Source organism: Neorhizobium sp. NCHU2750, assembly GCF_003597675.1.
In the GTDB taxonomy this organism is placed as follows: Bacteria; Pseudomonadota; Alphaproteobacteria; order Rhizobiales; family Rhizobiaceae; genus Neorhizobium.
In genome coordinates this window covers 357,277-381,505 of the sequence record NZ_CP030827.1, presented here as the reverse complement: position 1 = coordinate 381,505, position 24,229 = coordinate 357,277, and the positions used below count along the sequence as shown (strand labels likewise).

The following is a 24,229-nucleotide window of genomic DNA, read 5'->3' as shown; positions in this document are numbered from 1 at the left end:
GCGAAAAGTTGACAATCATCATGCAATAAAGGCCCAGCTTCACGCAGACGTGACGCAAAGCATGCGCTAGCTCACGGAAAGACGAGATCATCCATTGGCATAGAGAGGCTACAGGTTTACAGGGAGGCTCCCCGGACCTGCCGGACCTCTGGGACAGTCATCATATGGCATCCACCTCCATGAACCGCATCATACCTCTCATTCTTGCCGTCGCGCTGTTCATGGAACAGATGGATTCGACGGTCATATCAACCGCGCTGCCGACGATCGCCAACGATCTCGGCGTCAGCCCGATCACGCTGAAACTGGCGCTGACATCCTACATGGTGTCGCTGGCCATGTTCATTCCGATCAGCGGCTGGATGGCCGACAAGTTCGGGGCGAAAAAAGTCTTCCGGCTGGCGATCTGCGTGTTCATCGGCGGCTCCATCCTTTGCGCCATTTCCGATTCGCTGATCCAGTTCGTCATGTCGCGCTTCCTTCAGGGCGTCGGCGGCGCGATGATGACGCCGGTCGGGCGCCTGGTGCTCTTGAGAACCACCCAGCGCAGCGAGCTCGTTTCGGCCATGGCGCTACTCACCATTCCCGCACTTGTCGGACCAATGACCGGCCCGCCGATCGGCGGCTTCATCACCACCTATTTCTCCTGGCACTGGATCTTCATCATCAACGTGCCGATCGGCCTGCTCGGGCTCTACCTTACCGGCCTCTACCTGCCCGAAGTGCCGCCGATTGAAACGGCGAAGATGGACTGGATCGGCTTCGTGCTGACCTCGATCGCCGCGGCGGGCGTGGTGTTCGGGCTGTCGGTCATCGGGCTGCCGGCATTGCCGCCTGCCGTCGGCATCAGCGCGACGCTTGCCGGCGTGATCGCCTCGGTGATCTACGTGAAGCATTCGCGGCATCATCCGCATCCGATCCTCAACCTGAAGATCTTCAACGACCGGGCGTTTCGCGCCTCGACCACGGGCGGCACGCTGTTTCGCATCGCGACCGGCGCCATACCCTTCCTCATGCCGCTGATGCTTCAGCTCGGCTTCGGGCTCAACCCGTTCCAGTCCGGCCTGATCACCTTCTCGGGCGCCATCGGGGCGCTGATGGTGAAGTTCGTGGCCAGACGCGTCTTCGCGCTGACGGGCTTTAGGGGCGCATTGCTGTTTGCCGCCATTCTCGGTGCAGCCATGACTGCGGTGAACGGCTTCTTCACGCCGGAAACGCCGCATATCCTGATCATCGGCTCGCTTCTCGCCACGGGGCTGTTCCGCTCGCTGTTCTTCACCGGCGTCAACGCGCTCGGCTATTCTGAAATTTCCGACGAACTGGCCAGCCAGGCGACCTCAATGGCATCGGCGCTGCAGCAGATCAGCCTGGCGCTCGGCGTGGCATTCGCCGCCTTCGTGCTGGAAATCTCCTCGGCCATTTCCGGCACGCAGCTGCAGCTGGCGGATTTCCATCTTGCCTTCTTCGTGGTGTCGGCCGTCTCCGTCCTGTCGATCGTGCCGATCTTCCGGCTCGACCCGCTGACGGGAGCATCCGTTTCCGGTCACCGCCAGCGCAAGCTCGCGGCGGCTCAGCCGGAAGCCGGCGAGTGATGGTGTGAGCACACCTCAAATGCGCCGGCGGGCGATCCGCCGGCCGCAGCATCCATCCCAGACAGGATCAGGCTTCGTCACCCTCTTCGGCGCCATCGGCTTCATCCTGCCGGCGGCCCTTGAAGTGCTTGGCGAGCAGGAACATCTCGACCGATTCCGATCGCGACGAGGCAGGCTTCACATGGATGACCTGCTTGAAATTCTTCTTCAACAGATCCAGCAATTCCCGCTCGGTGCCGCCCTGGAAGGTTTTGGCCAGGAAATGGCCACCTTCTGCCAGAACATCGATGGCGAAATGCGCCGCGACCTCGCAGAGATGCATGGTGCGCAGGTGGTCGGTGCGGTGATGGCCGGTGGTCGGCGCCGCCATGTCGGAAACGACGAGATTGGGCACGCCGCCGATCGCTTCCATCAGCTGGCGCGGGGCATCGTCATCGAGAAAATCGAGCTGCAGGATTTTGACACCCGGCAAGGGATCGATCTCGAGGAAATCGATCGCGGCGACGCGCGGATCCTCATCGGTCGAATTGGTCACCTTGGCGGCGATCTGCGACCAGCTGCCGGGGGCGGCCCCCAGATCGATGATGCGCCGGGCACCCTTCAATATCTGGTGCTTCTCGTCGATCTCGAGCAGCTTGAAGGCCGCGCGGGCGCGATAGCCCTCGAGCTTTGCCCGCTGCACATAGGGGTCGTTGATATGGCGCTCGAGCCAGCGGCGCGAAGACGCCTTCAGCTTGCCCTTCTTGACCTTCTGGCCGAGCTTGCGGCCCGTCCGGTTGATACCGACTGGTGGTTTCGTCATCGGCGTCTCAAAACCTCCTCGGGGCTTACTGCGCCGGAGCGGCGCGGGCGGGAACGCCGCCATACGCCGTCATCGGCCATCATGTCTGTCAGCAGGCCTTCGCGCAGGCCGCGGTCTGCCACCCGCATTCTCGGGCTTGGCCAGCGGCGGCGGATCGCCTCCAGAATGGCACAGCCGGCAAGCACCAGATCGGCCCGGTCCGGCCCAATGCAGGGATTGGCGGCGCGGCCGGCAAAATCCCAGGACAGGAGCTTGGCCTGCATGGCCGAAACCTCGTCATCGGACAGCCACAGGCCATCGACGCGACGGCGATCGTAACGCGGCAGGTCCAGATGGACGCCGGCCAGCGTGGTAACGGTTCCCGACGTGCCGATCAGATGGAAATCGTGATCGGCATTGCGGCGCGACGACTGGACGATCGGTGGGCAATCGAACTTGGACAGCATGCCGGCGACTTCCGAAACCATGGCCTCGAAAATATCCGGCGTGACATCGCGGCCGCCATAGCGTTCCGAAAGCGTCACGACGCCGACGGGAAGCGAGGTCCAGTGGGTGATGTGGTTGGCGAGCCTCGACGAGCGGTTGTCGCCGATGCGGATGACGGCGATTTCCGACGAACCGCCGCCGATATCGAAGAGCACGATCGAGCGCGCCTCGCGGCCGACCAGCGACGAGCAGCCGGAGACGGCGAGCCGGGCTTCCGTCTCGCGATCGATGATTTCGAGATCGAGCCCCGTCTCGGCGGTGACGCGGGCCAGAAATTCCTCGCCGTTTTCAGCCGCGCGGCAGGCTTCCGTCGCGATCAGCCGCATCCTGCGGATCGGCTTGGTGGCGAGTTTCGACGCGCAGATGCGCAAGGCCTCGACCGCGCGGTCCATCGCCTCATTGGAGAGGCGGCTCGTCGCGGCAAGCCCTTCGCCCAGACGGACGATGCGCGAAAAGGCATCGACAACGCGGAAATGGCCAGGCCGTGTCGGCTGGGCAATCAAGAGGCGGCAATTGTTGGTGCCGAGATCGAGTGCGGCATAAAGATCGTCGTGATGGGTGAAGCCGCTTTCGCCGGCCGGCAGGACGGCAAGATCGGCCGTCCCCCTTTCCTGCCCGGCACCGGGCATGGCACGCGCCAGCGCCGGCTGCGAGACACCGGATAGCGCAGCACGGGCAGAGCCTGCCTTCGCAGAGCCCTTCGATTGCGGATCGCGGCCTTGCCCATCTCTGCCTTGCCCGTCCCTGCCATGGCCGTCACGTCCGTGAACCAAAGGCCGTCCCTGCAGGCCGCGGCCGGTGCGGTTCTTCTTGCGGCGGTTACGCCCCTTCGAACCGGAGGGCTGGGATGGCGATTGCTCGTTATGGCCGTGAGCGAGCGCGTTGCCACCGGCGGCATGCGATGCACCGCCACCCTGGGCGGCGCGCGCTTCACCCTTGCCGTGACCCTGGGCATTTCCATTGGCCGGGCCGGAGCCGGATAGATTTGCGGATGCGACATCGCCCGAGCGGGCGCCGGAACGCGATCTCCTGCGCTTGCGCTTGCGGGCAGGCTGATCCTGCGAGGTGATATCGGGGCGCGCTGCCTGACCGGTCTCATGGACCGGTGACGCATGGTTGGGGGCAGACGCATTGCGGTTTTTACCGCCGCGTTTTCCCTTCCTGCGGCGAGGCGGTTTTCCAACCTCGCTCCTGGCTGCCGACGCCCCACCGTTTGGCGGCTTGGCGCCGCTATCGGGGTCCATTGGTCGTTCTGTCCATTTCGCCGCGCACAACCGATTGAAGGCACGCTGCAGCGTCTGATTGTTTCGTTGCGCCAAGGATAACAGCGAAGGACCTGTTCGCCAATGCCTTTTTGGGCCGGGCGCGCGGCCGAGGGCAAAACCGGGCCACAAGCGGCCCCGACAACGGCCCCGACTGCCCCCGCGAATGGCGATTTCGGATCACTGCATTTTTTTGCGAAAAAGGTATTTGCAATCCGCGATCGTTTGGTTATAAGCGCCGCACACCAGATGAGCCGGACAACGGCTGATCCTGCTGGGGAATAGTTCAACGGTAGAACGCCGGACTCTGACTCCGTTAATCTTGGTTCGAATCCAGGTTCCCCAGCCAATTCTCCCTTCACATATAACCTTCAGTCAGATCGACCTAATCCTCTGATCTGCCCATCGTCTCACGGTCGCGCTCGTAGTGATGCCTCAGCGGAAATGGCGGCAGCCAGGTTTCGCGGCGGATGGTCCAGAGTTCGTAGGTGGGTTCGAAACGGTCGGCCTCGTCGAGCGATCCGAGATTGACCTCGACCTCGTCACCCGAGCGGCCGAAGACGGACGAGCCGCAGGCGGGACAGAAGTGGCGGCCGGCATAGGCACGGGTCTCGCCCTCGACGGTCACCGCCTCAGCCGGAAAGATCGCCGAGGCATGGAAGAGCGCGCCTTGATGCTTGCGGCAATCGAAACAGTGGCAGATGCCGACGCGATAGGGCCTGCCCGATGCGATGAAACGGACCCTGCCGCAAAGGCATCCTCCAGTGACGCTTTCCGCCGTTGCGTTTTCTATGGTCACGCCTTGCATGGGTTTACCCCTCCCGTCCGCATCTCCTCCGCTGCCGCAGAGATGGTTACCGGGAGATAGTTAGTGTGGCGCGGCCTGAAGGGGAGGCCGTGATCGATGCGATGGTCATCGATATCGATCGACATGCACGACACAGGTTGCCGGCAGGGAAGCAGCGACGGTTATCCGTGTAAAAGACCAGTGGCGAAGGCCCCTAACCGGGATCAATGACCGGGATCGATGGCAGGGATCAGCGGGACGCCTTCGGTACGGATTGGCGGCGCAGGGCCTGCAATTCCTGCTCAGTAAGCGGGCGCACGGCGCCTTTTTCCAGATCGCCGAGGACGAGACTGCCGATCGCGACGCGCACCAGGCGGAGCGTCTCGATGCCGAGCGCTTCCAGCATGCGGCGGATATGGCGGTTCTTGCCTTCGTCGAGCTCGATTTCCAGCCAGGCGTTCCTGTCACCTTCACGCAGCCTTGCCGCGCGGCGGGCCTTCAGCAATTCGCCCTCCTGCATGATGCCGCCGGTCATGGCTTTCAGCACCCCGTCATCCACAAGCGTGTCGATCTGCACGTGGTAGGTTTTCGGCACGTGGGTCTCGGGATCGAGCAGGGCGTTGGCAAACTGCGTGTCGTTGGTGAAGAGCAGCAGACCTTCGCTCGCCTTGTCGAGCCGGCCGACAGGCGACAGGTGGGCGTGATCGTGCCCCTTGAGGCAGTCGAAGACGGTCGGGCGACCCTGGGGGTCGTGACGTGTGGTGACGAGGCCGCGCGGCTTGTTGAGCATCAGATAGACCGGCGCCTCGGCCGTGACGACCTTGCCATCGACGGCAATGCTTGCGGCATCGAGATCGATCCAGGCCTCTATGTCGGTGACGGTGCGGCCATCGACCGAGACATGGCCGGCGCGGATGAGTTCCTCGCCTTGCGTGCGCGAACAGAAGCCGAGCTTGGAGAGCGCACGGGGAAGCGTGACCCGTTTCGCCGAGGAGGACGGCGCAGGTTTGCGGCTTGAGGCGGGCGCCGGCTTGCGATTCTGGGCGGGTTTTGCGCGCCTGCTGTTCTGCTTCATCTCACGAACTCTACTTGCGACAGCGAAAGTCCCCCTCTGCCCTGCCAGGCATCTCCCCCACAAGGGGGGAGAAGACCAAAGGCAACGCGTTGCCTCAATTTCAGTCTCGACCGGGCGGCCGGGTTAAGCCCTCCCCCTTGTGGGGAGGGTTGGGACGGGACTTTGGTATGCTCTGCCTGTTGACCCATCCGCCCTTGCCATTCTATGCCCGCCGCAGTCCAGTCCTATATGGTCTGGTCATCTTCAAAATCATCGCCACCGAAGAGAGACGCCCGTGAGCCAGGATAATATTACGACAGACCTCGTGACGCTGCGCGACTACTGGCGTTATGCGATTTCGCGTTTCAATGCCGCCGAGCTGGGCTATGGCCATGGCACGACGACGGCCGGCGACGATGCGGCCTTCCTTTTGCTCGACAGCCTCAACCTGCCGATCGACGCGCTCGACCCGTTTCTCGATGCACGGCTCCTGCCCTCCGAACGCCAGTTGCTGGCGGAGCGGATCGAGACGCGGGTGACGACGCGCAAGCCTTCCTCCTACATTACCGGCCATTCCTATATCCAGGGTGTCAGGTTCCATGTCGACGAGCGGGTGATCGTGCCGCGTTCGCATATCGGCGAGATCCTGTTTTCTGAATATCTGAGCGGACAGGGTTCGGCCTACCTGCCGGATCCCTTTGCGGTGGAAAGCGCCGTCGATATCTGCACCGGTTCCGGTTGCCTTGCGGTTCTGGCTGCAAAATTCTTCCCCAATGCCACAATCGATGCCGTCGACCTTTCGGCCGATGCGCTGGAAGTGGCGAAGATCAACGTCGCCGAGCACGACGTGGAAGAGCAGGTTTCGCTGTTTGCCGGTGACCTGTTCGGCCCGCTCAAGGGCAAGACCTACGACCTGATCATCACCAACCCGCCCTATGTCGACCATGCCTCGATGGATGGTTTTCCGGCAGAACACCGGGCGGAGCCAGCGATGGCGCATGACGGGGGCGAGGACGGGCTCGATCTGGTGCGCCGGATCCTCGCCGAGGCCGGCGCCTATCTCAACCCGGAGGGCGGGATGATCTGCGAGATCGGCTCGGGCCGCGAGATCCTTGAGGAAGAATATCCGCATCTGGAATTCCTCTGGCTGGAGACGGCGGAATCGCAGGATGCGGTGTTCTGGATTTCGGCCGAGGCGCTGCAGGGCTGAGCGATCGCCATATAAGTATTTTTCATTTGCGCCGCTCCTGGCGGAACGTCATGTTCCGCTTCACGGGGTTCATGCGGGGCAAGGGAATTTCATGGCGGCTGCGGATGTCATCGTTTTGGGGGCCGGCATTATCGGCGTGTCGACGGCGCTGCAGCTTGCCCGGCGCGGCAAGGCGGTGGCACTGGTCGACCGGGGCGAACCGGGGCGCGAGACATCCTATGGCAATGCCGGGCTGATCCAGCGCGAAGGCATCGTGCCCTATGGCTTTCCGCAGCAGTTCGGCCAGATCCTGCGCTATACGCTGAACAACCGCATCGACGCGCATTTCCACTGGCGGGCCATTCCCTCCGTATCATCCTTCCTGGCGAAATACTGGTGGCATTCCAATCATGCCCGCCACCAGTCCATCGCGCGGGCCTATGCGCCCCTGATCGAGCATTCGGTTTCCACCCATGCCGAACTGATCGAGGAGGCCGGCGCGCAGGCGCTGATTTCCAAGCATGGCTGGAGCGAGGTGTTTCGCACCAATGCCAAGCGTGACCATGAACTGCGCGAGGCAGAAAGGCTGAAGCGGGAGCATGGCGTGGCCTTCGAGGCACTGTCGGCAGACGAACTGGCCGCCCGCGAGCCGCATCTTTCAAAGGATTTTACAGGCGCATTGCGCTGGGAGGATCCGTGGTCGGTCAAGGACCCGCTGGCGCTGACGCAGGCCTATGTGCGGCTGTTCGAAAAACTTGGCGGGCAGGTGCTGAAGGGCGATGCGCGCAGCCTTTCGAAGACCGCGACGGGCTGGCGGGTGAAAACCGCCGACGGCGATGTCGAGGCCAAGGATGTGGTGGTGGCGCTCGGGCCGTGGTCGGAAGTCGTCACCAAGCCACTCGGCTATGACTTTCTCGTCGGGGTGAAGCGCGGTTATCACATGCATTACGCGCCGAAGGGCAATGCGGTGCTGAACGGCTGGATCCTCGATGCCGAGCGCGGCTACCTGCTTGCGCCGATGAACCAGGGGATCAGGCTGACGACGGGAGCGGAGTTCGCCAGGCGCGATGCGCCGAAGACGCCAGTCCAGCTTGCCCGTGCCGAGGCCGTGGCGAAAACCATATTCCCGCTTGGCGAGAGGCTGGACGCAGAACCGTGGATGGGTGCGCGGCCCTGCACGCCGGACATGATGCCCGCCATCGGCAAGGCGCCGCGGCACGAGGGATTGTGGTTCGCCTTCGGCCACGCCCATCACGGCCTGACGCTCGGCGCGGTGACCGGCCAGCTGATCGCCGAGGCGATGACAGGCGCCAGGACGCTGATCGACATTTCGGCCTATCGGCCGGAGCGGTTCAACGCCTAAGTGGTGATCGCGGCCTTATGGTCAAAACTCAATCAGGATAGGGGTTCTGTTGGTTCTGATGGGATTGAATGGAAGCAAACAAGCGCAAGGCAAGACCTTTGGGTCTTGTCGAGCATTGTTTGCGATCAGGCGGCCCATCAGAACCAATCCTTCGGACAAGCTGCATTTTGTCCCTGCGGGCGTCGGAAAGGTTTGAAAATGATGAGCATTTCCTGCACCTTTCCTCCTACTCAGGAACAAAATACAGCTTGCAGAACCCCTATCCTGATTGAGTTTTGACCCTAAAGCTGGCTTTTGCCTCAAAGCCGGGTTAGGCTTGTTCCACAACCAGAAGGGACGATGCCCGGAACCGACCGGGGATTGCGATCATGGCACGATATCTCATCTACGACGCCAGATTCCTCGACCGTTAGCACGCTGTTTCGACAGTACGGGCGGGCGCGCAGGCGTCCAGCGGCGAAGCGAATTTCTGGTGTTTCATGGATGATATTGCCAATCCGAATTCCTCTCTCGACAATCAGGCGCTCTTCGATGCGCAAGCCTTCTTCGGTGCCAATCCGGATATCGAGGTTCTCGAAGCCTTCGTGATCGACGTCAATGGCGTGCCGCGCGGCAAGTGGGTGCCGCGCGAACGGGCGCTCGACGTGCTGTCCAAGGGCATGGCGATGCCGCGTTCCGTCTATGCGCTCGACGTCTGGGGCCGTGACGTCAATTCCGCGGGACTGGCGCAGGGAACCGGCGATCCGGATGGCCTGTGCTTTCCCGTTCCCGGCACGCTGTCGCGCGTTACCTGGCTGAACCGGCCAACGGCGCAGGTTCTGCTTGCCATGCGCGATCCCGACGGTACCGGCTTTTACGGCGATCCGCGGCAGGTGCTGGCCAATGTCGTCAACGGTTTTTCAAGGATCGGGCTGACGCCGGTCGTGGCGACCGAGCTGGAATTCTACCTGATCGATCCCGTGCGTTCGGCGATCGATCCGGTCAGGCCGCCGAATTCCCGCGAGGGGCGCTGGCATACGGGCCAGACGCAGGTGCTTTCGATTTCCGAACTGCAGGATTTCGAGGACGTGTTCCACGGCATTGCGAGTGCAGCGCGGGCGCAGGGCATACCGGCCGACATGGTGGTGCGCGAAAACGGTCCCGGCCAATACGAGATCAATCTCAACCATGTGCCGGATGCGCTGAAAGCCGCCGACTATGCGGTGCTATTGAAGCGGATCGTCAAGGGCGTGGCGCGGGCCAACGATCTCGATGCCACCTTCATGGCAAAGCCCTATGGCATGCAGGCAGGCAGCGGCATGCATGCGCATTTCTCGCTGATCGATGCCACAGGCCGCAATATCTATGCCGGCGAGGACGGGCCCTCGGAGGCGCTTTTCCATTCGGTCGGCGGGCTTCTGGAATATATGGGCGAGAGCATGGCGGTGTTTGCGCCGCATGCCAATTCCTACCGGCGGCTTCGGCCATCCGAACATGCGCCGACCTATGCCTCATGGGGGTTCGACAACCGCTCGGCGGCGGTGCGCGTCATCACCGCGTCGAAGCCCGCGACCCGCATCGAGCATCGTGTCGCCGGCGCCGACGTCAATCCCTATCTGGCGCTGGCGATGATCCTCAATGCAGCGCTTTCCGGCATCAAGGAGAAGCGTCATCCGGGCGGGGCGATCACCGGCGACGACCATGCGATCAACCACGATCCTTTGCCGACCAATTGGGACTATGCGCTGCGGCAGTTTGCCAGATCCACATTCGCCTATGCCACACTCGGCCCGAAATACCGCTCGCTCTATAGTGCCTGCAAGGCGCAGGAACTCGCCGAGTTTTCGCTGCGCGTTACCGACGTGGAGTACGACGCTTACATAAGGACGGTGTGAGATGACGTTTCAAGACAACGCCAATACCGGCCATGCCGGGTTCTTGGCCACTACCGGCTATGCCGGGTCCGGGGCCAATCCCGGTCATGCCGGATCCTGGTATGCAGCGAGCGCCAACGACAAGACCGTGCGCCCAGCGCTCGCCGGTGATCTGACCGCCGATGTCTGTATCATCGGGGCGGGATTTACCGGCATTTCGGCAGCACTTGAACTGTCCGAGCGCGGCTATTCGGTCATCGTGCTCGAAGCAACGCGGATCGGCTTCGGCGCCTCGGGCCGCAATGGCGGGCAAATCGTCAATGGCTATAGCCGCGATCTGGAAACGATTGCCGGACGCTACGGAAAAGACAAGGCAATCGCGCTGGGCCGGATGTCGCTCGAGGGGGGCAATATCATCCGCGAGCGGGTCAAGAAATATGCGATCGACTGCGACCTCGAACATGGCGGCTTCTTCGCCGCCTTTACCGACAAGCAGATCCGCGAGATGGAGCATCACAAGGCCGACTGGGAACGCCATGGGCATGCCGGGCTGGAAATGGTGTCGAAGGCGGACGTGTCAAAATACGTGAAGACCGACCGTTATGCGGGCGGGATGATCGACAAGCTCGGCGGGCATATCCATCCGCTCAATCTCGTGCTCGGTGAGGCATCGGCTGCCGAAAGCCTTGGCGCCAGGATCTTCGAGGGATCGCGGGCGATTGCGGTCGATACGGCGAAGAGCAAGCCCGTTGTCAGCACGGGGACGGGATCGGTGACGGCATCCTATGTGCTGATCTGCGGCAATGCCTATCTCGCGCCGCTTGCGCCGGAAATTCACAGCCGGATGATGCCGGTATCGAGCCAGGTGATGGTGACGGAACCGCTCGATGCGTCGCTGATCGAGAGCCTGTTGCCCGCAAACTATTGCGTCGAGGATGCCAATTACATTCTCGACTACTATCGCCGCACCGCAGACAACCGGCTGCTCTATGGCGGCGGTATCGGCTATGGCGGCACGGACCCGAAGAACCTGACCGGCGTGATCCGGCCGAACATGCTGAAGACATTTCCGCAATTGAAGAGTACCCGGATCGACTATGCCTGGAGCGGCAATTTCGCCCTGACGCTGACCCGCATCCCGCATATGGGCAAGCTTTCCGACACGGTCTATTTCTCCCATGGCGACAGCGGCCATGGGGTGACGACGACGCATCTTCTCGGAAAGATCCTCGGCGAGGCCGTAGCCGGCCATGCCGAGCGCTTCGATATCTGGGCATCGCTGCCCAACCTGCCCTTCCCCGGCGGACGGATGTTCCGCGTGCCGCTCACCGCGCTTGGCGCATGGTATTACGGCCTCAGGGACAGGCTTGGGGTCTGAGGCCAGACAATTGGTCCATGGCCTCAGACGACCGCCTCAGGGAAATGGCCCTTGAGATAATAAGTCGCGTGGGTGCGTACGATCGACTTGAACTGCGCCGAGATCTGGGCTGCTTCCGCCGGCACCATCAGGGCGAGGCGCAGCGTAGCGCCGGCCATATGGAACATGACGAACAAAGTCTGGGCGTAGTTTTCGCGCAGCGGTTCTGCAACGAAATGCTGCGTGATCTGGAAAAATCCCTCAGCCTGATCGCGGGTTTCGGCGATATCGAGATCGGCAAGCGCCTTGTCGGCCTGGATGGCATTCAACAGGTCCTGGGTCGAAGGTTCCTGACGCATGCGCTCGTAATACATGTCGAACAGGCCGTCGGTGGCGCGCAGGGCGTCGTCGGCGGTTTCGATGCGGGAGAGCTGTTCACCGATCAGGCCACGAACCTCTTCGACGTAAAGCTCGTAGAGCATTGCGATGATGGCCGACTTGTTGGGAAAGTATTGATAGACGGACGCGATGGGACCGCCGGACAATGCCGCGATCTCCTTCATCGTAACCGCATCGATGCCCTTTTGCCCGATCAGTTCCTTTGCAACTTTCAGGATCTCGCCGATACGCTCGCGACTTCTTTCCTGTTTCGGCACCCGGCGAAGCGCGGCGCGTCCCGCCCCCTGGCTCGACTCCTGCATACGATCCCTTTTCCCACTAACGCTCATTAGACGAAGCACCGCCGGCCTAACCGGCAACGCTAATTGAGCGTTATACGTAGAAAGGGTTGCTTCGGATCACCTGCGCAAGCAAAAAACACGAAAAAACGTTTAATATTGATATAAATCCAATCGAAATCAGCTATTCACGGTTGCTCGCCCATAGCGTTTCAAGTTTTGCGATAGAATCAGCAACAATATCGCTGACCTCCGCGTCAATATTCACGGTAACGACACCGGGCTCGCCTTCCGGACTCTCCAGAGTGGCCAACTGACTTTGAAGCAAGGCGGTCGGCATGAAATGGCCCTTGCGCGCCCCCATGCGCTCGGCCAGCAATTCGGGAGTGCCCTTCAGAAAGACGAAATAGAGCGGCTCGCCGCCGGCAGAGCGAAGCCTGTCGCGATAGATCTTCTTCAACGACGAGCATGTCAGGACGATATCCTCACCGGCTTCGCGCGAGGACTTGAGTTTCCGGCCGATGATGTCCAGCCACGGCCAGCGATCCTCGTCGGTCAGCGGCGTACCTTCCGCCATCTTCTTCACATTCGCTTCGGGATGAAGTCGGTCTCCCTCGACGAATTTCGAGCCGATGCGCGTTGCCAGAAGCTCGGCGACCGATGACTTCCCGGCACCGCTTACACCCATCACGATGATCGCTTTCGACATAGTGTTCTCCCTGCCCTGACATGCGATGCGGCGAAGACATAGCATTTCGGCGGGAGATGTGTAGCCCCCTGGAGCGGCTGGCACTGGCGGGATCGAGAGGAGCGCGGAAACGAAAAACGCCGGGCTCTGCCGGCGCTTTCTCAAAATCGATCTGGCTCTTTCGAAAAGGCAGATCAGGCGGCCGGGGCAACAGCCTTCGGCGTGTCTGCAATATCGATACCAAGCAGGAAGCTGATCTGCGGGCGTGCCTTGACGAGGTCGTCGATCGTGTAGTCGGCCAGAACGTCGAAGAAGGCGTTCAGGGCCTTGCGCAGCGCCGAGTTGAGGCCGCAGCTATCGACCAGCGGACATTCGACGACGCCGTCTTCGAAGCACTCCGCCATGGCGAAACTATCTTCGGTGACACGAACGACATCGAACAGGGTGATCTTGTCGGCCGCACGGCCAAGCTTCACGCCGCCATTGCGGCCACGAACGGTTTCCACGAGACCTGCCTTGTTGAGCGGCTGGAGGATCTTGAAGAGGAACAGTTCGGATACGCCATAGGCCCTGGCGATTTCGGGAATTCTGCTGAGATGCCCTTCATTGGCCGCACAATACATCAGCATTCGCACGGCGTAATTTGTCTGCTTCGTCAAACGCATTTCATTCTCCCGAGGGGTGTTTATCCCTGTATATAGCGTCAGCTAGTTTTGAACAATTCCAAATTACACATTCTCCGCCGAATTCCGCGTCGTGACCTACCGGCTGCCGTCAGGCATTTTTGCAGGATGATCCCCCGCGCCTCCCGAATCCTGAGGATTAGGATCAGGATATAGACGGAAAGCCCGCATTAGTCACTACCGCGCCGGCAAAGTGCCTGCACGCGAAACCGTCTTATTCCTGTGGCGGGGGCTGTCCATGACAATATGATCATTCGATTAGGGCTATTCGACGCATAAGGCCACGCGCGCATCGCAGGAGAGCGCGACAGCCGCGTCGGCGGCAGGCCGGACGGGCACCGATTGCGGCAAAAAAATCAGACGGGCCGGAAAATCACTTTGATTTTCAGGCCGTTCGTCGGGAAGTCAACGTTGCGGCGGAGCCACCGAGGCGCCGCCTCGATATCAGGCCAGCCAGGCCATGGCTGCCACGGATATTCCGGAAAATACCAACGCCACGGCCAATGTGGCGCCCCACCGGCTGAGCTTGGCGTACCGAGCCCGCTTTTCGTCCCACTCGTAAACCATGAACTCCCACTCCTACTCACGGTTAAGTTATACCGCGTGGGCTCAAGGTCAATGGTTCGTGATGACACATGACGACCGCAGCCACAGATGATGGCTGCGGTCATCGCTCGGGATTGTCGTCTGCGGCCTATTTCATGACTGGCCTATTTCATGACGGGCATGACGAACTCGGCGCCGTCCTTGATGCCGGACGGCCAGCGCGCGGTGACCGTCTTGGTCTTGGTCCAGAACTTGATCGAATCCGTGCCATGCTGGTTGAGGTCGCCGAAGGAGGAGGCCTTCCAGCCGCCGAAGGAATGATAGGCGAGCGGCACCGGGATCGGCACGTTGATGCCGATCATGCCGATATTGATGCGGGATGCGAAATCGCGGGCGGCATCACCATCGCGGGTGAAGATCGCAACGCCATTGCCATATTCGTGCTTCATCGGCAGCGACAGGGCATCCTCGTAATTGGCTGCGCGGACGACGGAGAGAACCGGACCGAAGATTTCCTGCTTGTAGATCTCCATGTCGGGCGTGACGTTGTCGAACAGCGTGCCACCGACGAAATAGCCGTTCTCGTAACCCTGCAGCTTGAAGCCGCGGCCATCGACGACGAGCTTGGCGCCTTCTTCCACACCCTTGTCGATCAGGCCATTGATGCGCTCCTGGGCGGCCTTGGTGACGACCGGGCCCATGTCGGCCTTGTCATCGGTATAGGGGCCGATGCGCAGGCTTTCGATCTTGGGCACCAGCTTTTCCACCAGGCGGTTGGCGGTCTCCTCGCCGACCGGAACGGCAACGGAGACGGCCATGCAGCGTTCGCCGGCCGAGCCGTAGCCGGCGCCCATCAGGGCGTTGACGGCCTGATCCATATCGGCATCGGGCATGATGATCATGTGGTTCTTGGCGCCGCCGAAGCACTGGGCACGCTTGCCGTTCGACGCCGCCGTTCCATAGACATAGCGGGCGATCGGGGTGGAGCCGACGAAGGAGACGGCGCCGATATCGGGATCGGTGAGGATCGCGTCGACGGCCGCCTTGTCGCCGTTGATGACATTGAGGACGCCGGCCGGCAGACCCGCCTCGATCATCAGTTCGGCAAGACGCAGCGGCAGTGACGGATCCCGCTCCGACGGCTTGAGGATGAAGGCGTTGCCGCAGGCGATGGCAGGCGCGAACATCCACATCGGGATCATGCCGGGGAAGTTGAACGGCGTGATGCCGGCACCGATGCCGACCGGCTGGCGGATCGAATACATGTCGATCTGCGGGCCGGCGCCTTCGGTGAACTCGCCCTTGGACAGGTGCGGGATGCCGATGACGAATTCGCAGACTTCCAGGCCGCGGACGATATCGCCCTTGGAATCCTCGACCGTCTTGCCATGCTCGCTCGACAGGAGCGTCGCCAGTTCATCCATATTCTGGTTCAACAGGTCGACGAATTTCATGAACACGCGGGCGCGGCGCTGCGGGTTGGTAGCAGCCCATTTCGGCTGGGCTTCCTTGGCATTCTCGACGGCGGCGCGGATCTCCGAGACGCTGGCGAGTGCGACCTTGGCCTGGACCTCTCCCGTCGCCGGGTTGAAGACGTCGGCGGTACGTCCGCTGGTGCCGGCGACGTGCTTGCCGCCGATGAAATGACCGATTTCCTTCATGGTTTTCCTCCTGCTGTTCGACCTATTGATCTGGCGGACAGAATGTCACTCGAATTTGCGCAATTCAACGCGATAGTTTACGCAACCATTGTGCAAAATTCGACATAACAGAGTGGAGCGGTCCGTGGATTGGGATGACGTGAGGATGTTCCTGGCAGTGGCACGCACCGGGCAGTTGCTTTCGGCCTCACGGCGGCTCGGCATCAACCATGCGACACTCGGGCGGCGGATGACGGCGCTGGAGGATGCGCTGAAGACGCGGCTTCTGATCCGCCGCACCAATGGCTGCACGCTGACGGCGGAGGGCGAGGCCCTGCTTGCGGCAGCCGAGCGGATGGAAACCGAGATGCTGTCGGCACAGGTGCTTGCCTCAAGCCCCGACAGCGTGATTGCCGGCACGGTGCGGATCGGCGCGCCGGACGGCTTCGGGGTCTCCTTCCTTGCCTCGCGGATGGGGCGGCTGACGCGGCGGCACCCGCTGTTGAAGATCCAGCTCGTGCCGGTGCCGCGGCATTTCTCGCTGTCGCAGCGGGAGGCCGATATCGCCATCACCATCGAGCGGCCCGACCAGGGACGGCTCGTATCCTCGAAGCTGACCGATTACACGCTCGGGCTTTATGCCGCGCGCAGTTATCTCGCTATCGCCGGCGAACCGAAAAGCGCCGACGAACTGAGGGCACATGCGCGGGTGGGCTATGTGGAGGATCTGATCTTCTCGCCGTCACTGAATTTCACCGGAGAGGTGATGCGCGACTGGGATGCCGGGTTCGAGGTATCGAGTGCTATCGGGCAGGTCGAGGCGGTCAGATCCGGCGCCGGTATCGGCATCCTGCACGACTATGTGGCGCGCCAGCATCGAGAACTGGTGCGGATCATGCCCGAGGTGGCGATCCGCCGGTCCTACTGGACGACCTATCACGAGACCTCGCGGGATCTCGTGAGGCTGCGCACCGTCGTGGACTATATCCGCGAACTGATCGCCGCGGAGAGCAACATCTTCGTTGCGGGATGACGGCCAAAGGCCCGCAAAAGAAAAAGCCCGGGATCAACCCGGGCTCTTTGTCATGCGACCAGGAAGGCCGAAGACGGGATCTTCAAGGCCGCGGCAATGCGGCGGACCTTTGCAGGATCGGCATTCGAGCCGTCCTCGACACGGAGGATCTCATCGTGGACGAGGCCTGTGGTCACGGCCAGATCGTCGATGCTGTAGCCGGCGGCAACGCGCGCTTCGGCTACGGCACGGGCCACCTGGCCGGAAATAACGGCACCGGACTGAGACGCTTTGATAGTGCTGATTGAGACTGTCATGGTTTCATCCTTCTTATCGCGACCCACCAAATAATGCGGGTGAAGGGGGTCTAAAGACCCAGACTGCGACACACTGTCGCGCAGTGAACATAGGCCATCGGCGCCGATGTGCAAGAGGCAATGCTGCATTGCACAAGCCGAAAGATAAAAAACGGTGGCCCCTCCGTATTTCTTGACGGCATTATGGGAGCAGAACAAAGCGGAGTTTCATGCGTTTCCCTCCGCAAGGGAGGATGAGAGCATGCCCTATCACGATTTTGCCAGCACGATGCGAGGCGGCGAGATCCCGCGCGGAACGGATGCACAGTTACTTCAGGCGGCCCATCATCTGGTCGACCTATTCCTCATCCACATCAGGGAACATGAGATGGGCGGCGACCTTTTCGACACGGAGGAACTGCCCGTCGGCAAGGAAGCGCTGATCAACGCCTTCCGGGTGGTGATCGCGACGGAAAGCAGGCCCGGTGTGCGCGCGTTGCTGGTGAAGGCGGGAATGAGGCTTGCGCAGTTCCAGGACAATGTGGGGCCACGAATTTCCGTCAGGCCGGCAATTCATGGCTTCCGGGCCCAAGCAGGCCAGACCCAGGCAGGCAATGCCGGTTCGCGCCGCCCGGCAGCAAGCGAATTGCGCAGGTTCGACAAAGCCTTGATGCAGCTTGGCAAAGATCAAAACCGGCTGGTCCATATATTCCGTCATGCCTCCGAAATTGCCGAGCACAAGCCGCGCCAAGACGCCTGAGAAACAGATGCTAATCGTTTAAATGAAAAGATTGCGCTGGATCAATGAAGTCGTCCGCAAATCTCCTAGCCTCCAGACCCGTGGGCTCGACAGGCCCTGCGCCATGAGGCGCGACAGGACGCTGTGACATTTTTGGAGGGTGCACATCGGACTTTGCGAAGACCGTCAAAGCGGTTTTCGGGTGGATGTGCCGGACAAGGAGACCCCGCATGCCTCAGACCATGAAAGCCGCCGTCGTCAAGCAGTTCGGCAAGCCCCTTACGATCGAATGCGTGCCTGTGCCCGTTCCGGGACCCGGCGAAGTGCTGGTGAAGGTTTCCGCTTGCGGCGTATGCCATACCGACCTGCATGCCGCCGACGGCGACTGGCCGGTCAAGCCCAACCCGCCCTTCATTCCCGGTCACGAGGCTGCCGGCATCGTCGTCCAAGTTGGCCCCGGTGTGACGGACCTCAAGGAAGGCGATGCGGTGGGCGTTGCCTGGCTGCATGATGCCTGCGGGCGCTGCGAATATTGCCAGACCGGCTGGGAAACGCTTTGCCCGAGGCAGCACAATAGCGGCTACAGCGTCGATGGCGGGTTCGCCGAATATGTGATCGCCGATGCGGCATTCGCGGCCAAGCTTCCTGCCGGCGTCGATTTCGCGGCGATCTCGCCGATCCTCTGCGCCGGGGTGACGACCTACAAGGGTCTGAAGGAAACCGAAGCCCGGCCCGGCGAATGGGTGGCGATCTCCGGCATTGGCGGGCTTGGGCACGTGGCCGTGCAATATGCCAAGGCAATGGGCCTGCATGTGCTGGCACTCGATGTCGGCGAGGAGAAGCTGAAGCTTGCCCGCTCGCTCGGCGCGGACGCAGCGATCAATGCGCGCGACCCGGATGCGGTCGAGCAGGCGATCAAGGCCACCAGCGGCGGCGCCCATGGGGTGCTTGTCACCGCCGTCTCGCCACCGGCTTTCTCCCAGGCGATCGCGCTGACGCGTGCCAAGGGCACGGTAAGCCTTGTCGGCCTGCCGCCCGGCAATTTTCCGACGCCGATCTTCGACGTCGTGTTGAAACGCATCACCGTTCGGGGCTCGATCGTCGGAACACGGCGCGACCTCGACGAGGCGCTCGCGTTTGCCGCCGAAGGCAAGGTGAAGGCTGAGATCAACACCGCACCGCTGGAGGATATCAATGATATCTTCGAGCGATTGAAAAACGGCACCGTCGAGGGCCGCATGGTGCTCGATTTCGCCGCATCGGCCTGAGCGGCGGCTGGAGGGCGGCGCGGCGGAGGCCGTGCCGTTCTCCGCTCACCCGACAATCCGCCTTTCATCGCATTCACGACTTACCGATTTCACGACTTGGACTGGCATGCGGGATGCGACATGATCCTCCCGATGCATCCGCAAGACGCGCAGGAAGGCCGGCTCCCCCGGCTGCCTGCGCCGCCAGTCCGCCTGACCTGACGGGGAGACCAACGGCGAATGCCTGGACGTGCCCGAGCCCGTCGCCACTTCGCCGATTCCAACGCCAGAAGCAGCCTGGTTGCACCCCTGCCCGGCCTGCGCCAAACCTTGAGGAGAGATTCATGCCGACGACACGTCCAGTCCAGCACGCAGCCCTTCAGCCATCCGAAGGCGAAGCGGCACCCGTCATGGCACCCAAAGCGTCGCAGAGCGAGCTTCCGGATGCCGAACTGAAGCTGATGGACCGCTACTGGCGGGCCGCAAACTACCTGTCCGTGGGGCAGATCTATCTTCTCGACAATCCGCTCCTGCGCGAGCCGCTGCAGCCCCAGCATATCAAGCCGCGCCTGCTCGGCCACTGGGGCACGACGCCGGGGCTGAACTTCATCTATACGCATCTCAACCGGGTGATCAAAAAGCGCGATCTCAACGTCATCTATATTTGCGGACCGGGCCATGGCGGACCGGGCATGGTGGCCAATACCTGGCTTGAGGGCATCTATAGCGAGATCTATCCGGAGGTTGCGGAAAACGCCGAGGGCATGCACCGGCTGTTCCGGCAGTTCTCCTTCCCCGGCGGCATTCCGAGCCATGCGGCGCCGGAAACGCCCGGATCGATCCATGAAGGCGGCGAGCTCGGTTATGCGCTTGTGCATGCCTATGGCGCGGCCTTCGACAATCCGGACCTGATCGTCGCCTGCGTGGTGGGTGACGGCGAGGCCGAGACCGGGCCGCTCGCCGCAAGCTGGCATTCCAACAAGTTCCTAAACCCCGCCCGCGACGGTGCAGTCCTGCCGATCCTGCACCTCAACGGCTACAAGATCGCCAATCCGACGCTGCTGTCACGCATTCCCGACGAAGACCTCAGAAAGCTGTTTGAAGGCTATGGCTACGAGCCGATCTTCGTCGAAGGCCACGAGCCGGAGGCGATGCACCGGCTGATGGCAGGCGCCATGGATGCCGCCACCGATACGATCCGGGCAATTCAAGACAAGGCCCGCTCCAATCCCTCACATGCCGAACTGCCGCGCTGGCCGATGATCGTGCTGCGCAGCCCCAAGGGCTGGACGGGACCGAAGGAAGTGGACGGCAAGAAGGTCGAGGACTTCTGGCGCGCGCACCAGGTGCCGGTCGCCAATTGCCGCGAAAATTCAGACCACCGCAGAGTGCTGGAAGAATGGCTGCGGTCCTACAATCCGGAAGACCTGTTCGATCTCGACGGTGGACTGAAGCCGGAACTGAAGGCGCTCGCGCCGACCGGCGAACGGCGCATGGGCGCCAACCCGCATGCCAATGGCGGGCTGCTGCGCAAGGAGCTGAAATGCCCGCCACTTTCCGACTATGCGATCGACGTGCCGGAGCCCGGTAAGACGATCGTGCAGACGACGGAGATCCTCGGCAAATATCTGCGCGATATCCTGACGCTCAACGACGAGGAAAAGAATTTCCGCATCTTCGGGCCGGATGAGACGGAATCGAACCGGCTGGGCGCCGTGTTCGACGTGACAGACCGCGTGTGGATGGAGAAGATCGAGCCTTACGACGTGCATCTGTCGCCCGACGGCCGGGTGATGGAAGTGCTTTCGGAGCATCTTTGCCAGGGATGGCTGGAAGGCTATCTGCTGACCGGCCGGCACGGCCTGTTCTCATGCTACGAGGCCTTCATCCACATCATCGATTCGATGTTCAACCAGCATGCCAAGTGGCTGAAGGTGACGCGCGAGCTGGAATGGAGAAAGCCGGTCTCGTCGCTCAACTACCTGCTCACCTCGCATGTGTGGCGGCAGGACCATAACGGCTTCTCGCACCAGGATCCCGGTTTCGTCGATCTCGTCGCCAACAAGAAGGCCGACGTGGTGCGCATCTACCTGCCGCCGGATGCCAATACGCTTCTTTGGGTGGCCAACCATTGCCTCAACACCTGGGACCGGATCAACGTCATCGTCGCCGGCAAGCAGCCGGAGCCGCAATGGCTGGGCATCGAGGATGCGGCCAAGCATTGCCAGGCCGGTATCGGCATCTGGGACTGGGCCGGCAATGAAGAGGACACGATCTCACCCGACGTGGTGATGGTCTGCGCCGGCGACGTGCCGACGATGGAAACGCTGGCTGCGGTCTCCATCCTGCGCGAAGCGATCCCGGACCTGAAAATCCGTGTCGTCAACGTCGTCGACCTGATGACGCTGCAGGCCAAGGAAGAACATTCGCACGGCCTGACCGACGAGGATTTCGACCGGATGTTCACCACCGAACGGCCGGTGATCTTCGCCTATCACGGCTACCCGTATCTGATCCACCGGCTGACCTACAAGCGCAACAACCACCGCAACATGCATGTTCACGGCTTCATCGAGGAAGGCACGACGACGACGCCTTTCGACATGACGGTCCTGAACCAGCTCGACCGCTACCATCTGGCGCTCGACGTCATCGAATGGGTGCCGGAACTGAAGGAAAAGGTTCCGCATGTGGTCGAGATGCTGAATGCCAAGCTTGCAGAGCATAAGGCCTATGTCTGCGAATATGGCGAGGACATGCCGGAAATCCGCGACTGGATGTGGTCGGCAGGCAAGTAGGCCTCCGGTCGATTGTAACCGGAACCATCCCGGACGGCGATGCGCCTCCCTCAAAAAGGGGGCGTTTTCGTTTACCTGGCAGACGACATCTGCATCTGCCGCATGCGATAGACCGCAACGCCGAGCTGCCTGCTGGTTTCGCGAAAGGCCCTGATCTCCTTGCGGAGATAGGTTTGCATCTGGGAGGGCTGGTACTTGCCGTTGGCGAGATCGAGGATGGCCTTCGCCGCCTCTTCCGTCGCATCGGGCCGATCGGTGAAGAGTTCGTTTCGCAGAGCCTCGCTCAACGCCATCACGGCGTTCGGATCGGACGCAGCCCGGTCGACCACGGCCTTCAGATCGCCGGGATGATCGACCTGCAGGCCGAGTTCGCCGCGTCGCGAGAACTCGATGCTGTAGTCATCCATCTTGTCGCTTGACGACGACTTCTGGTCATTGAGAAGAACAATCGGCCTGGAGCAGAACACCGCATCGAAAATCGCGCCGCTATAATCCGAGATGACAACGTCCGAGACGCTGATCAGATCGAGCAGAGCGTCGCTGGCGCCGAAGTGATGCGTATTGAGATTGGTGACGGCATCGCGGCGGCCGGCCTCTCTGCGCTGGGTATTGTGGTGTATCTTGAGGAGGACGTTATAGTCGCCGGAAAGCGCCTGGACGGCCCCGAGAAACCGGTCGATGCTGCTCAGATCGCCCCAGGTCGGTGCATAGAGAATGGTCTTGCGGGCCGGATCGAGGCGTGGACCATATTTCGCGCGGGCCCGCTGGTGAAAACTCTCGTCGAACCAGTCGTCATATTGCGGGTTGCCGACATCGACGCTCGGGGCGAAATAGGCCATGCGCTCGACTGCGTAGGGACCATAGGCGAGGTTGAGATCGGCAAAGACGCGCCAGGGGCCATAATTGTGCGGTTCCTTCGCATAGCCATATTGGACCATGGCGATCTTGGCTCTGGTGAACGTCTCGATCAGCGGGAATTCGTTCTGGCATACCACGACATCGGCGATGGCGTTCAGCGCCGGCACCTTGGCCGATTCGATCACGATGACCGGAACCAGGGGGTCGTTGAGCAGTTCGGGGGCAAAATCCTTGATCGAGTTTTCCCGATTCTCCAGGATGAAGCAGGCACCCGGAATGGCCTTGATCAGCCTGCGGAAATGCAGAAGCTGGAACGGGTTCCATCCGTAGAAGACGATTTTCTTTTGCGTCATTGCAAGACCTTTACCCGCCAGCGCCCTGCCATCGGCCGGACCACGTTTCCCCGCCGAGAGATATCAAGACCAAAACCGTTGAGGCATATCTGGCTTGAGACGGCCTCCGCTTCGAAGGAGGTGCCCTCAGGCGCCTACCCTTATGTATTCGAGCGTTTCCGTCGTCGATATTCCCAACGTGCGGGGGAGATAGACGACCTGGCACAGGTCGTTGAACATATCGAACCGGCCTTCCCAGTCATCACCCATGACGAGGATGTCGGCGGAAAACTGCTTGATGTATTCGCCCTTCAGCTCAAGAGATTCCTCGAGGAAAACGTCATCGACAAAAGCGATCGAACGGATGATCTCCATGCGATCCTGCTCGTTGTAGATCGCGCTCTTCTGCTTCTTGCGGAAATTGAGCTCGTCGCTCGACACACCGACCAGAAGCCGGTCGCCAAGCCTCTTGGCACGTTCAAGTATCCGGATATGGCCGACATGCAGCATATCGAACGTACCGAACGTGATCACCGTCTTCATAAACATACCCCCAAAGGCGACCAGTGCCGCGTTCCTTGCGTCGAGCAAGGCCCACGCGCGCAAGGCAGCGCTACCTTGCATATCGGCCACATTGTCGCCGTGCAAACTGGCGCGAGGCTGATCCCTGAAAGGCTGGAGCACGTTTGCCGGGAGGGGCTGGGTATTCAGGGCGAGAAACAGGACCGAAACGGCGCAATCGAAGCCGCAGGAAACAACATCCTGAGCGGATACCGGGCTTTGTCTCAAATTTAACGGGACAACATGATACGGCCTGGGAGAATTCTCCCGCCACCCAGTAAGTCCTTGTGATTATCGAACTTTCTGGGTGGCGGGATGGTACGGTTGAGTGGGGTCGAACCACCGACCTCAGGTGCCACAAACCTGCGCTCTAACCAACTGAGCTACAACCGCATAGGTCGCCGAAG

21 protein-coding genes and 2 tRNA genes are annotated in these 24,229 nt (G+C 61.5%); 10 read left to right on the top strand and 13 right to left on the bottom strand.

The genetic code is table 11. The annotated features are described in order from the left end of the window. Nucleotides 1–179: 179 nt before the first annotated feature. Nucleotides 180–1,592, top strand: a complete 1,413-nt coding sequence (locus NCHU2750_RS01775) for an MFS transporter (RefSeq protein WP_119942827.1) — start codon at nucleotides 180–182, stop codon at nucleotides 1,590–1,592. A gap of 67 nt (nucleotides 1,593–1,659) precedes the next feature. Here the strand turns inward: NCHU2750_RS01775 and NCHU2750_RS01770 are convergent, their stop codons facing one another. Both NCHU2750_RS01770 and NCHU2750_RS01765 read right to left on the bottom strand, forming a co-directional pair. Beyond that, nucleotides 1,660–2,394 (bottom strand): RlmE family RNA methyltransferase, encoded by a 735-nt coding sequence (locus tag NCHU2750_RS01770; RefSeq protein ID WP_119938885.1) that lies wholly within the window; start codon nucleotides 2,392–2,394, stop codon nucleotides 1,660–1,662. Continuing rightward, nucleotides 2,391–4,124, bottom strand: a complete 1,734-nt coding sequence (locus NCHU2750_RS01765; RefSeq protein ID WP_119938884.1) for a Ppx/GppA phosphatase family protein — start codon at nucleotides 4,122–4,124, stop codon at nucleotides 2,391–2,393. Before NCHU2750_RS01765 ends, NCHU2750_RS01770 begins: the two co-directional genes overlap by 4 nt. 293 nt (nucleotides 4,125–4,417) lie before the next feature. Here NCHU2750_RS01765 and NCHU2750_RS01760 point away from each other — a divergent pair. After that, a tRNA-Gln gene (locus NCHU2750_RS01760) sits at nucleotides 4,418–4,491 on the top strand. 36 nt (nucleotides 4,492–4,527) lie between these two features. Here the strand turns inward: NCHU2750_RS01760 and NCHU2750_RS01755 are convergent. Beyond that, entirely contained in the window at nucleotides 4,528–4,950 is a 423-nt protein-coding gene (locus tag NCHU2750_RS01755) for a GFA family protein (RefSeq protein WP_119938883.1), read from the bottom strand. A 229-nt stretch (nucleotides 4,951–5,179) separates the two neighbouring features. Beyond that, on the bottom strand, nucleotides 5,180–6,004 hold the full coding sequence (locus NCHU2750_RS01750; protein ID WP_119938882.1) for a pseudouridine synthase: 825 nt from the start codon (nucleotides 6,002–6,004) through the stop codon (nucleotides 5,180–5,182). 274 nt (nucleotides 6,005–6,278) lie between these two features. Here NCHU2750_RS01750 and prmB point away from each other — a divergent pair, with 274 nt between their 5' ends. The 4 genes from prmB to NCHU2750_RS01725 all read left to right on the top strand — a co-directional run bounded on the left by prmB (nucleotide 6,279) and on the right by NCHU2750_RS01725 (nucleotide 11,766). Next, nucleotides 6,279–7,193 carry a 50S ribosomal protein L3 N(5)-glutamine methyltransferase gene (prmB, locus tag NCHU2750_RS01745; protein WP_119938881.1) on the top strand — a complete coding sequence of 305 codons (915 nt, stop codon included), beginning with the start codon at nucleotides 6,279–6,281 and terminating at the stop codon, nucleotides 7,191–7,193. A gap of 91 nt (nucleotides 7,194–7,284) precedes the next feature. After that, on the top strand, nucleotides 7,285–8,535 hold the full coding sequence (locus NCHU2750_RS01740; protein WP_119938880.1) for an NAD(P)/FAD-dependent oxidoreductase: 1,251 nt from the start codon (nucleotides 7,285–7,287) through the stop codon (nucleotides 8,533–8,535). A 479-nt stretch (nucleotides 8,536–9,014) separates the two neighbouring features. Continuing rightward, nucleotides 9,015–10,409 (top strand): glutamine synthetase family protein, encoded by a 1,395-nt coding sequence (locus tag NCHU2750_RS01730; protein WP_119938879.1) that lies wholly within the window; start codon nucleotides 9,015–9,017, stop codon nucleotides 10,407–10,409. A 1-nt stretch (nucleotide 10,410) separates the two neighbouring features. Then, nucleotides 10,411–11,766, top strand: coding sequence for an NAD(P)/FAD-dependent oxidoreductase (locus NCHU2750_RS01725; RefSeq protein ID WP_119938878.1), 1,356 nt, complete (start codon nucleotides 10,411–10,413; stop codon nucleotides 11,764–11,766). Nucleotides 11,767–11,789: 23 nt separating this feature from the next. On the opposite strand, the gene NCHU2750_RS01720 is transcribed toward NCHU2750_RS01725, so the two are convergent. From NCHU2750_RS01720 to NCHU2750_RS01705, 5 genes are all read right to left on the bottom strand, one after another. After that, nucleotides 11,790–12,446, bottom strand: coding sequence for a TetR/AcrR family transcriptional regulator (locus NCHU2750_RS01720; protein WP_119938877.1), 657 nt, complete (start codon nucleotides 12,444–12,446; stop codon nucleotides 11,790–11,792). Between the two features lie 160 nt (nucleotides 12,447–12,606). Continuing rightward, on the bottom strand, nucleotides 12,607–13,131 hold the full coding sequence (locus NCHU2750_RS01715) for a gluconokinase (RefSeq protein ID WP_119938876.1): 525 nt from the start codon (nucleotides 13,129–13,131) through the stop codon (nucleotides 12,607–12,609). Between the two features lie 173 nt (nucleotides 13,132–13,304). Further along, nucleotides 13,305–13,775 (bottom strand): iron-responsive transcriptional regulator RirA, encoded by a 471-nt coding sequence (gene rirA / locus NCHU2750_RS01710; RefSeq protein ID WP_119938875.1) that lies wholly within the window; start codon nucleotides 13,773–13,775, stop codon nucleotides 13,305–13,307. Between the two features lie 462 nt (nucleotides 13,776–14,237). Next, the gene (locus NCHU2750_RS31115; protein ID WP_256377698.1) at nucleotides 14,238–14,360 is read right to left on the bottom strand and encodes a hypothetical protein; all 123 of its coding nucleotides are present in this window, start codon (nucleotides 14,358–14,360) and stop codon (nucleotides 14,238–14,240) included. Nucleotides 14,361–14,503: 143 nt separating this feature from the next. Further along, entirely contained in the window at nucleotides 14,504–16,000 is a 1,497-nt protein-coding gene (locus tag NCHU2750_RS01705) for a CoA-acylating methylmalonate-semialdehyde dehydrogenase (RefSeq protein WP_119938874.1), read from the bottom strand. A gap of 124 nt (nucleotides 16,001–16,124) precedes the next feature. On the opposite strand from NCHU2750_RS01705, the gene NCHU2750_RS01700 reads away from it, so the two are divergent. Next, nucleotides 16,125–17,012 carry a LysR family transcriptional regulator gene (locus NCHU2750_RS01700; protein ID WP_119938873.1) on the top strand — a complete coding sequence of 296 codons (888 nt, stop codon included), beginning with the start codon at nucleotides 16,125–16,127 and terminating at the stop codon, nucleotides 17,010–17,012. A gap of 50 nt (nucleotides 17,013–17,062) precedes the next feature. Here NCHU2750_RS01700 and NCHU2750_RS01695 read toward each other — a convergent pair whose 3' ends face one another. Next, the gene (locus tag NCHU2750_RS01695) at nucleotides 17,063–17,308 is read right to left on the bottom strand and encodes an XRE family transcriptional regulator (protein WP_119938872.1); all 246 of its coding nucleotides are present in this window, start codon (nucleotides 17,306–17,308) and stop codon (nucleotides 17,063–17,065) included. Nucleotides 17,309–17,549: 241 nt separating this feature from the next. Here NCHU2750_RS01695 and NCHU2750_RS01690 point away from each other — a divergent pair, with 241 nt between their 5' ends. The 3 genes from NCHU2750_RS01690 (at nucleotide 17,550) to NCHU2750_RS01680 (ending at nucleotide 22,071) form a co-directional block, all read left to right on the top strand. After that, nucleotides 17,550–18,047, top strand: a complete 498-nt coding sequence (locus NCHU2750_RS01690; RefSeq protein ID WP_119938871.1) for a hypothetical protein — start codon at nucleotides 17,550–17,552, stop codon at nucleotides 18,045–18,047. Nucleotides 18,048–18,256: 209 nt separating this feature from the next. Then, the gene (adhP, locus tag NCHU2750_RS01685) at nucleotides 18,257–19,294 is read left to right on the top strand and encodes an alcohol dehydrogenase AdhP (RefSeq protein ID WP_119938870.1); all 1,038 of its coding nucleotides are present in this window, start codon (nucleotides 18,257–18,259) and stop codon (nucleotides 19,292–19,294) included. Between the two features lie 389 nt (nucleotides 19,295–19,683). Then, on the top strand, nucleotides 19,684–22,071 hold the full coding sequence (locus NCHU2750_RS01680) for a phosphoketolase family protein (RefSeq protein WP_119942823.1): 2,388 nt from the start codon (nucleotides 19,684–19,686) through the stop codon (nucleotides 22,069–22,071). Nucleotides 22,072–22,142: 71 nt separating this feature from the next. On the opposite strand, the gene NCHU2750_RS01675 is transcribed toward NCHU2750_RS01680, so the two are convergent. From NCHU2750_RS01675 to NCHU2750_RS01665, 3 genes are all read right to left on the bottom strand, one after another. Further along, on the bottom strand, nucleotides 22,143–23,282 hold the full coding sequence (locus NCHU2750_RS01675) for a CDP-glycerol glycerophosphotransferase family protein (RefSeq protein ID WP_119938869.1): 1,140 nt from the start codon (nucleotides 23,280–23,282) through the stop codon (nucleotides 22,143–22,145). A gap of 126 nt (nucleotides 23,283–23,408) precedes the next feature. After that, entirely contained in the window at nucleotides 23,409–23,804 is a 396-nt protein-coding gene (locus tag NCHU2750_RS01670) for an FAD synthase family protein (RefSeq protein ID WP_119942821.1), read from the bottom strand. A gap of 334 nt (nucleotides 23,805–24,138) precedes the next feature. Continuing rightward, nucleotides 24,139–24,215 (bottom strand) — tRNA-His (locus tag NCHU2750_RS01665). Nucleotides 24,216–24,229 lie beyond the last annotated feature (14 nt).